11 protein-coding genes are annotated in these 13,263 nt (G+C 66.9%); 4 read left to right on the top strand and 7 right to left on the bottom strand.

Going from position 1 to position 13,263, the window contains the following annotated elements; all coding sequences use genetic code 11:
* Positions 1 to 16 precede the first annotated feature (16 nt).
* The 3 genes from topA to AC5RW2_RS10880 all read right to left on the bottom strand — a co-directional run bounded on the left by topA (position 17) and on the right by AC5RW2_RS10880 (position 5,254).
* Complete coding sequence (topA, locus tag AC5RW2_RS10890) at positions 17 to 2,737, bottom strand: type I DNA topoisomerase (protein ID WP_493962398.1); 2,721 nt, start codon at positions 2,735 to 2,737, stop codon at positions 17 to 19.
* A 177-nt stretch (positions 2,738 to 2,914) separates the two neighbouring features.
* Entirely contained in the window at positions 2,915 to 3,568 is a 654-nt protein-coding gene (locus tag AC5RW2_RS10885) for an ArsR/SmtB family transcription factor (protein ID WP_493962399.1), read from the bottom strand.
* A gap of 81 nt (positions 3,569 to 3,649) precedes the next feature.
* Positions 3,650 to 5,254, bottom strand: a complete 1,605-nt coding sequence (locus AC5RW2_RS10880) for a DUF7059 domain-containing protein (protein ID WP_493962400.1) — start codon at positions 5,252 to 5,254, stop codon at positions 3,650 to 3,652.
* A 75-nt stretch (positions 5,255 to 5,329) separates the two neighbouring features.
* Here AC5RW2_RS10880 and AC5RW2_RS10875 point away from each other — a divergent pair, with 75 nt between their 5' ends.
* Complete coding sequence (locus AC5RW2_RS10875) at positions 5,330 to 7,099, top strand: putative bifunctional diguanylate cyclase/phosphodiesterase (RefSeq protein WP_493949302.1); 1,770 nt, start codon at positions 5,330 to 5,332, stop codon at positions 7,097 to 7,099.
* Between the two features lie 34 nt (positions 7,100 to 7,133).
* On the top strand, positions 7,134 to 7,712 hold the full coding sequence (locus tag AC5RW2_RS10870) for a GNAT family N-acetyltransferase (protein ID WP_493949301.1): 579 nt from the start codon (positions 7,134 to 7,136) through the stop codon (positions 7,710 to 7,712).
* 51 nt (positions 7,713 to 7,763) lie between these two features.
* Here AC5RW2_RS10870 and trhO read toward each other — a convergent pair whose 3' ends face one another.
* Positions 7,764 to 8,657 (bottom strand): oxygen-dependent tRNA uridine(34) hydroxylase TrhO, encoded by an 894-nt coding sequence (gene trhO / locus AC5RW2_RS10865; protein WP_493962401.1) that lies wholly within the window; start codon positions 8,655 to 8,657, stop codon positions 7,764 to 7,766.
* Positions 8,658 to 8,779: 122 nt separating this feature from the next.
* On the opposite strand from trhO, the gene AC5RW2_RS10860 reads away from it, so the two are divergent.
* Entirely contained in the window at positions 8,780 to 9,454 is a 675-nt protein-coding gene (locus AC5RW2_RS10860; protein WP_493962402.1) for a GNAT family N-acetyltransferase, read from the top strand.
* A 117-nt stretch (positions 9,455 to 9,571) separates the two neighbouring features.
* A complete protein-coding gene (locus AC5RW2_RS10855) occupies positions 9,572 to 11,926 on the top strand; it encodes a DEAD/DEAH box helicase (RefSeq protein ID WP_493962403.1) in 2,355 nt (784 codons plus the stop codon).
* A gap of 63 nt (positions 11,927 to 11,989) precedes the next feature.
* Here AC5RW2_RS10855 and AC5RW2_RS10850 read toward each other — a convergent pair whose 3' ends face one another.
* The 3 genes from AC5RW2_RS10850 to AC5RW2_RS10840 are packed head-to-tail and all read right to left on the bottom strand — an operon-like array spanning position 11,990 to position 13,199.
* The gene (locus AC5RW2_RS10850) at positions 11,990 to 12,433 is read right to left on the bottom strand and encodes an Rv3654c family TadE-like protein (RefSeq protein WP_493962404.1); all 444 of its coding nucleotides are present in this window, start codon (positions 12,431 to 12,433) and stop codon (positions 11,990 to 11,992) included.
* Positions 12,423 to 12,866, bottom strand: a complete 444-nt coding sequence (locus AC5RW2_RS10845; RefSeq protein ID WP_493962405.1) for a TadE family type IV pilus minor pilin — start codon at positions 12,864 to 12,866, stop codon at positions 12,423 to 12,425. Before AC5RW2_RS10845 ends, AC5RW2_RS10850 begins: the two co-directional genes overlap by 11 nt.
* 3 nt (positions 12,867 to 12,869) lie before the next feature.
* Positions 12,870 to 13,199, bottom strand: coding sequence for a DUF4244 domain-containing protein (locus tag AC5RW2_RS10840; RefSeq protein WP_493962406.1), 330 nt, complete (start codon positions 13,197 to 13,199; stop codon positions 12,870 to 12,872).
* Between the last annotated feature and the right edge of the window lie 64 nt (positions 13,200 to 13,263).

Raw genomic sequence — 13,263 nt, 5'->3', positions numbered from 1 at the left:
GAGCGTGCGGACGGGGCTACTTTTTGGCAGTTGCCTTGCGCCGCGCAGGTTTCTTGGCGGGGCCCTTCGCCGGCCCCTTGGCCCGCTTCTCCGCGAGCAGTTCCACGGCCTGCTCGCGCGTCAGTTCTTCGAGACTGGTGGAACGCGGCACCGTAATATTCGTGACGCCGTCGGTAATGTACGGACCGAACCGGCCGTCCTTGACCACGATGTTCTTCTCCGACACCGGATCCACGCCGAACTCGGCCAGCGGTGCAGCGGCGGTACGGCCCCCGCGGGTCTTCGGCTGCGAGTAGATCTCCAGCGCCTGCTCCAGCGTAATGGTGAAGATTTCCTCTTCCGAACCGATGGACCGCGAATCGGTCCCCTTCTTCAGGTACGGGCCGAACCGACCGTTCTGCACGGTGATCTCGGCGCCCTCGGCATCGGTACCGAGCACACGCGGCAGGCTCAGCAGCTTCAGCGCATCTTCGAGCGTCACCGTATCCACGCTCATCGACTTGAACAGGGACCCGGTGCGCGGCTTGACCTTGGCAGGTTTCTTCGGCGGCTTGGGCTTGCCATTCTTGTAGTACTCCACCGGCTGCGCGGCCAGTTCCTCAGCCGTCGGCTCGTGGATCACTTCGGTGACGTAGGCGCCGTACCGGCCTTCCTTGGCCACAATGGTCCGGCCCGTCTCCGGATCCGTGCCGAGCTCACGCTCGCCCGGGCCTTGGGTTTCCATCAACTCAACGGCTTTCTCCGCCGTCAGCTCGTCCGGGGCCAGGTCGTCGGGGACGTTGGCACGCTGCGGCTCTTCGCCTTCGCCGTTGCCGTTTCGTTCCAAATAGGGGCCGAATTTGCCCACGCGCAGGGTGATGCCATCGGCTATGTCGATGGAGTTGATCTGCCGGGGATCGATCTCGCCCAGGTCGTTGACCACGGTGTTCAGACCGGTTTCCTTGCGGTCCCCGTAGTAGAAGCCGGAGAGCCATTCGGTCCGGTTGGCCTCGCCGCGGGCAATCCGGTCCAGGTCCTCTTCCAGCTCGGCCGTGAAGTCATAATCCACGTAGTCGCTGAAATGTTCCTCCAGCAGCCGGACCACGGAGAACGCGATCCAGCTCGGCACCAAGGCGGAACCGCGGGTACGCACATAACCACGGTCCATGATGGTGGAGATGGTGGCGGCGTAGGTGGACGGACGCCCGATGCCGCGGTCTTCCAACGTCTTGATCAGCGACGCTTCGGTGTAGCGCGGCGGCGCGGAGGTCTCATGTCCGACGGCGTCGACCGCCTGGGCTTCCAGTCCGTCGCCCTGGGCCAGGTTCGGCAAGCGGCCACCGCTGGCGTCGTCGTCCTCCTCCCGGCCGGCGTCCTTGCCCTCCTCATAGGCGGCCAGGAAGCCGGGGAACGTGATCACCGTGCCGGATGCGGTGAATTCGGCGTCCCGACCGTCAGCGGCGGTGGCGCCCAGCCGCACCGTCGACGTCGAGCCCTTGGCGTCGGTCATCTGCGAAGCGACCGTGCGCTTCCAGACCAACTCGTAGAGCCGGTACTCGTCGCTGGACAGCTGGCTGCGGACCTGTCCGGGCGTCCGGAACGAATCACCGGCGGGCCGGATGGCTTCGTGCGCTTCCTGGGCGTTCTTGTCCTTGCCCTGGTACACCCGGCGGGAATCCGGAACGTACTCGGGCCCGTACAGCTCGGAAGCCTGCCGGCGGGCGGCGTTGACCGCCTGGTCACTCAGCGCCGGTGAGTCGGTACGCATATAAGTGATGTAGCCGTTTTCATACAGCTTCTGCGCCACCTGCATGGTCGAGCGGGCGGAGAACCTGAGCTTGCGGGCCGCTTCCTGCTGCAGGGTGGAGGTGGTGAACGGGGCGGCCGGGCGGCGGGTGTAAGGCTTGTTCTCCACGGCGCGGACGGAGAACTCGGCGCTGCGCAGCGAGTCCGCCAAGGCGGTGGCGGCGGCCTCGTCCAGATGGACGGCCGAGCGGGCCTTCAGCCGGCCCAGATCGTCGAAATCCTTGCCGACGGCAACCCGGCCGCCGTCGACGGCAACCAGCTTGGCCTTGAAGGCCGAGCCCTTGGAAGGGTCCTCGGGCTGGACCGTGGCCAGCAGATCCCAGTAGGAGGCCGCGCGGAAAGCCATCCGCTCACGTTCGCGCTCCACCACCAGCCGGGTAGCGACCGACTGCACGCGCCCCGCGGACAGGCCCGCCTTGACCTTGCGCCAGAGCACCGGCGAGAGCTCATAGCCGAACAACCGGTCCACGATCCGGCGGGTTTCCTGCGCGTCCACCAGGTCGGTGTCGACCTCGCGGACCTCGGACAGGGCGCGCTGCAGGGCTTCGCGGGTGATCTCGCTGAAGGTCATCCGGTGCACCGGCACCTTGGGCTTGAGCACCTGGAGCAAGTGCCACGCGATGGCTTCGCCCTCGCGATCACCGTCAGTTGCCAGATAGAGTTCGTCGGCGTCCTTGAGCATCGATTTGAGCTCGGACACCTTCTTCTTCTTGTCCGGCGATACCACGTAATAGGGCTCGAAATTGTGCTCGATGTCCACTGCAAACTTGCCCACGGACGTCTTTTTCAGTTCAGCAGGCAGGTCGGAGGGCTGGGGCAGATCACGAATGTGACCCATGGATGCTGTGACCTCAAAGCCCTCACCGAGGTATCCGGCAATGGTCTTGCCCTTGGCGGGAGACTCGACGATAACGAGTTTCTTGCCGGTTTTTTCGCGGGCCTTGGCTGGCACTGTGCTCCTACGTAGAAAAAGATGTTGATGCGCTTGTAAGTACGTCCTCCAACCCGGCGGGGTGGAGGACCGTCAGCACTAGGTTAGCCGCAACAGTACCGCGAACCAGAACGCGCCGGTTGGAGCAGCCACTGGCTCCGGGGTGCATGGAAGGCTGGCCGCGGGCCTGCCGAAGGCCTAGTCGTTGTCGATGTCGCCGGGCAGGAAGGAGAAGACGTAATACAGTTTCTCCGCCCCTTCTCCCCTGTTCTCCGGGTTGGTGGTCGGGCTGAATTCCAGCAGGATCTCGCCGATCCTTCGGCCGAGGTCCTTGCGCTGTTCCTCGGTTAAATAGAACCGTCCCGTGCTGAGTGCAGCCAGGTGTCCTTCCTGCCGCCACGTGTCCGGATCCGGTGCTTGCTTGTCCCGTTTGACGTATTTGGACAGACGTTCGCGCAGGTCGTTCAGGTCCACGTCCACCACACCAAGGGTTGCGGCGCGGCTGTCCGCCACGCTGGTCACATCCAAGCGCCCCGCAGCCGCCTGCCAGTGCCGCTCCCGTCCGTCACCCTGGTTGGCGCACCGCTTGACAAATCCCCACTTCTCCAAAGCGCGCAAGTGGTAGCTCATCGCACTGGGCGTCAACCCGTGGCGCTGGGCCAACTCGGTGGCGGTGGCTGGCTGCTGCGTATCGAAGAGCTCTTCGATGACTTTCAAGCGCACGTTGTGGGCCAGTGCCCGGATGGCCCGGGCATCGGAAATGTTGACCCTGTCCCCGGCTGCCGGCTCCCGCTGGGGGTCCGCTGCGGCAGCAGCCGCCCGGCCGGTCGTCGAGGTTGAACCCTTAGTCATGATCAGTAAGTGTAATGCCGCTCACCGCTGCTGGCGCGGTGTTCGCCATTCCCACAGGCAGCACTCAGGAAAGGATCCCCCCTACTGGCCGGTAGGTACCAGAAAGCCATCGGCCACCAGGTTCTGCACCTCCTCAGACAGCTGCCGGTGGAAGGCGGGTTCGGGGCGGTCCAACAGCGCGGCCAAGGCACCGATGATCTGATCCACGTCCAGTTCACCGTCACTGGCAGAAACGAATCCCGCCAGTTCGGTGCTCATCAGGTTGGTCCGGCGCAGCCCCGCGCCCTGGCGCAACAAGATGACGCCGGGATGGTCAGCTCCGGGCCGCTGGTGCCGCTCCTCGGTCACGTCTCCGGCTACCTGCAGATGCTGGCGGCCGAAGTCCGCGGCGTGGGCGGCCAGCCAGTCGGAGCGTTCGACCGCTGCTGCCACATGCGGCCCGATGGGTTGCTCGATCGGGTAAGTGATCTCTTCGAACCGACGCAGCGGCTCCACGGCCGGCTCACCGGGGCCGGCCACGGCACGGCGCAGCCACACCATGCCGAAACCAACGGCGTGCACCGCACGGGACTCGAAGTCGTCAAGGTAGGCAGCGTAGGCCGACGCGAACAGCGCCGGGTCGCGGTTCTCTGAAGCGTCCTGCAGCCAGGTTTCCGCATATTGCGCCGGACTGAGCTGTTCGCGCTGGATCACCCAGGCATCGGTGTCCGGCAACAGCCATTGCTCGAGCCGGGCATGCCAGGTGACTGCGCCGTCGGGGATCTCCCAGTTGCCCAGCAGCTGGGCAACTCCGCCGTCGGCCAGCACGGAGGGGAGTGTGCGGAAGAGGGAGCCCACGATGTCGTCTCCGGGCAGCCCGCCGTCGCGGTAGGTGAACTGCTCGTCGGCGCGTTCCGCCGGCCGCCGCGGCGTGATCACGAACGGCGGATTGGACACCACCAGGTCAAAACGCTCCCCCGCCACCGGCTCCAACAGATTGCCCAGCCGCAGGCTGACCCGCGCCGACAGTTGGTCCGGATCCAACCCGAGGGCACCGGCATTGAGCACTAGATTGAACCGGGTGAACGCCAGCGCCCGTTCCGAGATATCGGTCGCCGTGACGTGTCGGCAGTGCCCGAGCAGATGGAACAACTGGATGCCGCAGCCGGTGCCGAGGTCCAGCGCCCGCTCCACTTCTGTTCGGACGGTCAGCTGGGCCAAGGTCAGCGAGGCCTGGCCGATGCCCAGCACATGGTCGCGCCGGAGGACGCCGGGCCGCTGGTGTGCGCCCAGATCGCTGGCCACCCACAGTTCGGTGCCGCCAAAGGCGTACGGACGGAGGTCGACGGCGGCACGCAACCCACCGCCGTCGTGCTCCACCAGACCCAGCGCGGCCAATCCGTCCAGGCCTGTCCGCGGGAACGCCGGTGCCAGCTGCTCCGGCTCCACGGTGCGGCCCAAGAGCCAGAAACGCACGACGGCGGCCAACCGGTTGTGTGCCGGATCCTCCAGCAGTCGGGCGGTGGCCAGCACGGCCGGGACCAGCTGGTCACGATCAAAGGCCGCCCAGGCCTGTGCTCCCAGCAGTGCCGCCACCCCATCCACGCTGTAGTCCAGCGCGGTCAGGTCGGCGGCCAGGTCGGCCAGCAGCTGCGGGTTGTTGCTGGCCGGAGCGCCGGACACATCGGAGAAGTCTGCAAAGTCCACGGGCCAAGTCTAGTAAGCCGGCCGGTTTCCCTGCCGTTCACCTAGTGGATGCGGACGCGTGGTACTCACTGGGGCATGGATACACGTACCAGCGGGGCCGTCCTGCCCCATGCGGACCGGCCACGGCGGGTCGGTGACTTGGGCATCAAGGTGCCGGTGGTCGCCGCCGACGCCCTGGTCATGGAGGTCAGCGGCTGGTTCCAGGCCGACCGCACGCTGCAAGCAGTTGCGGTGGAGGCGGACGGTGCGCATTGGCTGCTCTTGCGCGAGCGGTTGGAGTCGGAGCTCAGCGGACGGCTTGGCTACGGGCGCGCGCTCAACAGCCGTACGCGGGTGGGCCAGCTCCGGCCGGACCATTCCTTCCAAGTGGACCCGGAGCTGTCCATGACGCAGGCCGCGCGGCAGATCCTGGGCCGGCCGGCCAACGCCCGGTACGAGGATTTCCTGGTGGAGGGCCCCGACGGGCCTCAGGTGGTGGCCGTCTCGTGGATCTTCGAGGAAGTGTCGGCGCTGTTCCAGCATGACGCAATGCACGACCCGCTGACCGGGCTGCCCAACCGGCGGCTACTCGACGAACGCGGCGCAGAACTGGTCGGCGACTGCGATCCCGCCCGGGTCGCGATCCTGTGCGTCGACCTGGACCGGTTCAAGCACGTCAACGACACGTTCGGACATCGGGCCGGCGACAGCATCCTGACGGGGTTCACCAGCCGGCTGCAACGCACCGTGCGCGGCGGCGACATCGTGGCCCGGCTGGGGGGCGACGAGTTCGCAGTGCTTCTGGTCGACGTCGGTCCGGAACAGGCCCGCAGCATCGCGGACCGCATTCTGGCCGAAGCAGTTAAACCTTTCCCTTTTGATGACCACGAGCTGCATATCTCCGCGTCTATCGGCTTGGCCCTGGCCTCCGATGTAGTCGAGGAAGAGCAGCTGAGCCAACTGGATGTGTTGCTCCGGCAGGCGGACGGCGCCATGCTGGCGGCCAAACGGGCCGGGAAGGGCCGGGTGGTCTGGCTCAGCGCCCGGGGTGAAACGGCACCCGTGGCCCGGCAGGCTCAGCTGCGGCGCCGGCTCCAGCTGGCGGTGGCAGCGGGCGGCTTCCGGCTGCACTACCAACCGCTGCTCGACCTGGCCACCGACGGCAGCCTGGCAGTGGAGGCGCTGCTGCGCTGGCACGACGAAGTGCTTGGCTCGGTACCGCCGTCGGAATTCATCCCCGTGGCCGAAAGCGTGAACCTGATCCAGCAGATCGGCCGCTGGGTTTTCAACGAGGCCTGTGCGCAAGCCGGCGCCTGGTTGGAGGCAGGCAGCCCGCGGACGATCTCCATCAATGTCTCTCCGATCCAGCTGGCCGCGAACAAGGTGGTCGGCGAACTGCTGGCCGCCATGGCAGCGCACCGTGTTCCGGCGGAACTGATCCGGGTGGAGATTACCGAGAGTTCCGCGATCGCTGACTTCCCCCGCGCGATCAAACAGCTGGCCCAGCTCCGCGAGGCCGGCATCGGCGTCGATCTGGACGACTTCGGCACCGGGTACTCCTCCGTGGGTATGCTGCGGGACCTGCCGCTGAACACGGTCAAGATCGACAAGTCCTTCATCGACAACATCGACACCTCCGAGCGCGAAGCCGCTTTCGTTGGCGGGTTGATCAATATCGCCCATGCGTGGGGGCTGAAGGTGACTGCCGAGGGCGTGGAACGGCCGGAGCAGTTGGAGGTGTTGCGGGAGCTGGGCTGCGACACCGCGCAGGGTTATTACATTTCCCGCCCTGCTAGTGCCTCCGATCTGCCGGGGGCCCAAGCTCTGGCGGCGCTCCGGCGCCCGCGGGCGACGGCCGCCCGGTGAGCCCGGCACGGCTGCCCGGTGGTTAAATGACTGCATGCTCGTCACCACCACCCACCTTGAACAAACCGATCCCGCCCAGTTGGTTCCCGGGTCCCGCCCGCTACCGGATGATGCCGCCGTGGTGCAGGTGCGCCACATCAGCCCGGAATTCAGCAAGTTCCTCTACCGGAGCGTAGGCAGCAGCTGGAACTGGTCCGACCGGCTGGCGCTCACGCGCAGCGAGTGGGAGCAGGTGGTCCGCACCGCCGGTTCGGAAACCTGGGTGCTCTACACCGGCGGCGCCCCGGCCGGCTACGTGGAACTGCTGGGCCGCCCCGCCGAGGCGGGCACCGACGTCGAAATCATGTACTTCGGACTGTTCCCCGAGGCGATCGGCCGCGGTTTGGGCGGCGCGCTGCTGGCCGAGGGCATCCGGCAGGCATGGCGCTTGGATGGACGCTGGGATGGGTTCCCGCCAGTGCGACGGGTTTGGGTGCATACCTGTTCGCTAGACGGCCCGGCGGCAGTTGCCAACTACCAGGCGCGCGGCATGAGCGTGTTCAAGACGGAGGTTGAGGAGACCGAGCCGCAGGATGCAGCCGCCGGACTGTGGCCGGAAACCGCGGCCGTATGAGCCCTCGCTGTGCCCGAAGTCCCGGATCAGCTGTGCAGGGACGGTCGGCGGCTAGGCCGGGCAGCCGTCTGGGCAGCGCAGCGTCTGCGGATCCGCTGCACACGCGGAGCAGTACAGCGTCAGCTGCCGGCATTCCTCGTTGGAACAATTCTCGAACTTGCTGGTCGGCGCGTGGCAGCGGACACATTCTCCGATGGTTTTGGCGTCCGGCGTGAACTCGAGGTGCATGCGCTGGTCAAAGACGTAGAGCGACCCCTCCCACAGCCCGGCATCGCCGAAGGCCTCGCCGTAGCGGACAATCCCGCCGTCGAGTTGGTAAACCTCTTGGAAGCCCCGGTTGACCATCAGGGATGAGAGGACTTCGCAGCGGATCCCGCCGGTGCAGTAGGTGACCACCGGCTTGTCCTTGAGGTCGTCGTACTTGCCCGAGTCCAGTTCCTTGATGAAATCGTGGGTGGTGGCCACGTCCGGAACGATGGCGTCTTTGAACTTTCCGATCTGCGCTTCGAAGGCGTTGCGGCCGTCGAAGAAGACCACGTCGTCGCCGGCTGCCTTCTTCGCATCGATGAGTTGGTGCAGTTCCTCCGGGCGAAGGTGCTTGCCGCCGCCGACCACGCCGTCCTGGTCCACTTTGAGCTCGCCCGGGGCGCCGAAGGAGACGATCTCGTCACGGACCTTGACGCTCAGGCGTGGGAAGTCCTCAGCCCCGCCCTCCGACCATTTCACGTCCAGGTTGCGGAACGCAGAGTGTTCGCGCGTTGTTTTCACGTACTGCTTTACCGCGTTCAGTTCGCCGCCGACGGTGCCGTTAATACCGTCCTTGGAGATCAGGATCCGGCCGCGTAGGCCGAGTTTCTCGCACAGCGCGCGCTGCCACAGCCGGACGGCATCCGGGTCCGGCAGCGGGGTGAAAGCGTAATAAAGCACAATCCGGTTCAAAGCCACCCATCAAGATTACGCGGTGGTAAGGAATCCAAAATTGCGCGCCGGCACGGAATTGGGGATTGTGACAGTGTTGTCATCACCAACAGGTGCCGCCCGCGCCCGCTGTTGGGTACAGTCCTGCTATGGGCAACGATTACACGACTGACGTTCCGGACGATGTCCTTTCCGTCTGGGTTGCCGGCTGGTCAGCCTGCCGGGGTTACTCCTCCGAAGAGGCTGCCGGCCACCCCGCCGTGCTGCTGGCCGACAAGACCGGAGACTGGGAATACTTTGCGTTTGAGCCCGGCGATGAAGAATTCGCGGCGGTGGCCCGCGACACCACCGCATCCCCGGGACGGATTTTCACGGTCCTGACCCGCGACGCACAGCGGATCCACCAGCTGGCGCCGCAGCACGGCCTGCGCGTGCACCACAATGCCCAGTCGCTGATGGTCACGGACATGTCCGGGCAGGACGCCGAGGATCCGTGGTACCGCGACGCCGATTTCAAGACCGAGCTGGAAAAAACGGGCAACGTCCACCGCGTCCGCGTGGTGCATGAAGGCAACGAGGCGGCACACGGCGTGGTCGCCGTCGTCGACAATTTCGCGGTCTTCGATCACATTGAAACCGACATCAACTACCGCCGCCGCGGATTGGCCACGCACGTGATGCGCGCGCTGATCGCCTCCACCTTCGAACATATGGTGGATACCGGCCTGCTGATCGCCTCGTACGACGGCCAGATGCTCTACAACCACTTGGGCTGGGACACCGTGTGCGACGTGATGATCCTCAAGCCCGCCACGGAGAGCTGATTCCTTCCGGCTGCTGCAGGCGTCTGACCTGACGCACCGCTGCTGCGGTACCCGGGCCGTCCCGGGGCTGCCGAGGGAGTGCGACGTTGCGCCCCGAGGTGATGACACAATATTCGGGTGGCCCTGCACGACTCCTTGATCCCGCTGCTCGGTTCCGGTCCGGAGCCCGAGCAGCTGGTGCACGTCCGCGAACTCCCGGCCAGGGAAGCCGTGATGGAGCCTTGGCCGGAGTGGGTCCACGACGATGTGCGCGCCGCCTACGCCATGCTCGGTGTGCACCAGCCCTGGCGCCACCAGGTGCAGGCGGCCGAGAGCGCCCACGACGGGCGGCACACCATCATTGCCACCGGCACCGCCTCCGGAAAATCCCTTGCCTACCAGGTGCCGGCGCTGGATGCGATCCACAGGACTGCGCTGGCAGACGCCGTGAGCCTGGAGCCCAGCGGCGCCGTGGCCCTGTATCTGGCCCCCACCAAGGCACTGGCCGCCGACCAGTTGGCAGCCATCAAGTCGCTGAAGCTGCCCACCGTGAGGGCGGAAACCTACGACGGCGACACCGACCCCGGCGCCCGCCGCTGGATCCGGGACCATGCGAACTTCGTCCTGGCCAATCCGGACATGCTGCATTTCGGCATCCTTCCCAACCATGCCTGGTGGGCGCGGTTCTTCCGCCGGCTGCGCTACGTGATCATCGACGAAGCGCACAGCTACCGCGGCGTTTTCGGCTCGAATGTGGCCAACCTGTTGCGCCGGCTGCGCCGGATCTGCGCCAGCTATGGTGCCGACCCGGTGTTCATCGGAGCCTCGGCCACTTCCGCCGACCCCGGAACCTCGTTCGGACGGCTGATCGGCGCCGACGCCGAGGCTGTCACCGAAGACTGCTCGCCGCACGGCTCCACGACAGTGGCATTCTGGGAGCCCCAGCTCACGGAGCTTAAGGGCGAGAACGGCGCCAAAGAACGGCGCACCGTGGTCGCCGAGACGTCCGACTTGATGGCCAATCTGGTGTCCGCGCAGGTCCGCACAATCGCTTTCATCAAGTCCCGCCGGGGCGCCGAGACAATTTCTTCGATTACCAAGCGGCTGCTGGACGACGTCCATCCCTCGCTGCCGGGCCGGGTCGCAGCCTACCGCTCCGGCTACCTGCCGGAGGAACGACGCGAACTGGAAGCCAAGCTCAGGTCCGGGCAATTGTTGGGCGTCTCCAGCACGTCGGCGCTGGAACTTGGCATCGACATTTCCGGACTGGATGCCGTCCTGGTCGCGGGCTGGCCCGGAACCCGCGCCTCGCTGTTCCAGCAGATCGGCCGTGCCGGCAGATCCGGCCAGGACGCACTCGCGGCGTTCGTGGCCAGCGACGATCCGCTGGACACGTACCTGGTGCACCACCCCGAAGCGGTGTTCGACGTCTCGGTGGAAGCCACCGTGTTCGACCCCTCGAATCCCTACGTCTTGGGCCCGCACCTCTGCGCGGCTGCCCAGGAGCTTCCGTTGACCCCGGCGGACATCGGACTGTTTGGTGCGGCTGCCCCGGCCCTGCTGGACCGGCTGACGGCCGAGGGTTACCTCCGCCGCCGACCCGCCGGCTGGTATTGGACCCATCCGGAAAGCGCCGCCGCCATGGTCAACCTGCGGGCCGACGGCGGTGCACCGATCAGCATTGTCGAGTCGGAATCCGGCACGTTGCTGGGGACGATGGACTCGCCCCAGTCGCACTATCAGGCCCACAACGGTGCCGTGTATGTCCACCAGGGAACAACCTACGTGGTGGATGAACTCAACGAGCAGGACCACTGTGCGATGGTGAGCCGCGCCAATCCGGACTATTACACGCAGGCCCGCGACATCACGCAGATTGAAGTGCTCGGAGCCGAACGGACCGAGGACTGGGGTGAGGTCCAGGCATGCTTCGGCGACGTCAAGGTCACCACGAAGGTCATCTCCTTCCAGCGCAAAGCATTCATCTCCAATGAGATCCTGGGCGAAGAACCGCTGGATCTCGGTGCCCGGGAGCTGTTCACCAAGGCCGTGTGGTTCACCATCGGCGAGCAGCAGTTGGCCTCCGCCGGCTTGGTCACCGCGCGCGTTCCCGGCGCCCTGCATGCCGCCGAACATGCCGGCATCGGACTGCTGCCGCTGGTGGCCTCCAGCGACCGGTGGGACATCGGCGGAGTGTCGACGGCCCTGCACGCCGACACCGGCAAGCCTACGATTTTCGTCTACGACGGTCATCCCGGTGGCGCAGGGTTCGCCGAACGCGGCTTTGAGGCGGCGCGGACGTGGCTGGCGGCCACCAGGGACGCTATCCGTTCCTGCGAGTGCGACACCGGGTGCCCGTCCTGCGTGCAGTCGCCGAAATGCGGCAACAAGAACAATCCGCTGGACAAGTCCGGCGCGGTCACGCTGATCGAGGCGCTGCTCTCCCACGCCGGCCCGGCCCCGGCCCAACGGCACCAGGCAACGGCGGTGTAGCAAGCGGCGCTGCCGGCCGTCGGACTACGGCTGCTGCCGGCCGCCGTGCCGCCCGCAGCTTGTCTACTTCCTGGGCGGCGGCCCCGCCCGTGCCCGGCCTTCGGCATGCCTCCACTCCCCGTTGAGCCACCCAAAGACGTCGGGCAGCGCGGTCCGGGAACGCACATCGACTACTACGCCGCCGGGCCCCGACCGGCTGCACGCGGACAGCTCGGCGCCGTGCTTGCCCGCTACTTCCGCGGCAAGCCTGCAGGGTTCGCCGGCCAACAGCCCGCGGGCTGCATCGGCGCCGGCCAGGGCCGCCAGATCCGCGGCCTTGCCGGCCCGCGCCGATGCCAGGCCCGCCTGCAGCACCGAGGTGACCGCTGCGAGCATCAGGCACAGCAGCAGTACGAGTCCCACGGCGAGGACCGTCCCGGCCCCGCTGTCCTTGACCTGCAGCGAGGGTGCGCTGGCAACCGGACGGCGTAATGCTGCACGGGACGACACGGGCTCGCTATCTGCCACCGCTGCCTGCTCCCGCCGGATCCACCGGCCCGCCGCCTGGCTCGGCCGGGCCGGTGGCTTCCGCGCTCAGTGTCCAGCCGCCGAACTCCGGCCAGGGGCCGGGCACCGAGGCCGTCACCCGGACGGAAACCCAGCCGCCGCTGCTGTCTGCCGCCACCGCAGCTCCTTCCCCGGCGATGGACCGAACGGTGTGCGCGGCTGCTGCCGCCGTCTCGCCGCGTCCCAGTTGGCGGACCGCCGCCTGCGCCGCCTTCTCCAGATTCAGCTGGGCAGCCCCGGCTGCCGCCCCCGCCAACAGGAACGCCAGCACGACGGCAACTGCCGGCAGGGCGACGGCGAATTCGGCCGTGACGCTGCCGCGTTCACCGGTGCGCCGACCGTCGGCGGTCCGGCCGCACCACCGGTGCCTGACGGGTCTGCAGCGGCTCCGCATCTGTCAGACCGCCGTGAGGGCCAGTTCCACCAGGCCCGTGAGCATGCCGCGGACTTCTCCGCTGCGCAGGATCAGGACCAAGAGACCGGCAAAAGCGACGGCGGCCAGTGTTGCGATCGCGTATTCGGCGGTAGCCATCCCGGCGTCGGAACCGCCCAGATGGCGCCAGGTCTTCCTGGCCCGTCCGTTGCGTCTGCCGTCCGGGAACGTAATCACGTCCGCCAAACGCCCTGTTTCATCCTGTTCCGCCTCGGGTCCTTCCGCCGGCGCCGGGTCCAGCGGCAACCCGTTCGGTGCTGTCCGCTCCCGCAGATGTGCCAGTGATAATGACATGTTTTCCTCCTGGGTGTGACCGCCGGATTGCGGTTATTCGAGCTTCGCGGAGAACGCCGCCGTC

The organism is Arthrobacter sp. B0316-1-20, assembly GCF_059091865.1.
The sequence above is the reverse complement of the archived record's forward strand: the minus strand, read 5'-3'. Positions and strand labels throughout refer to the sequence as shown.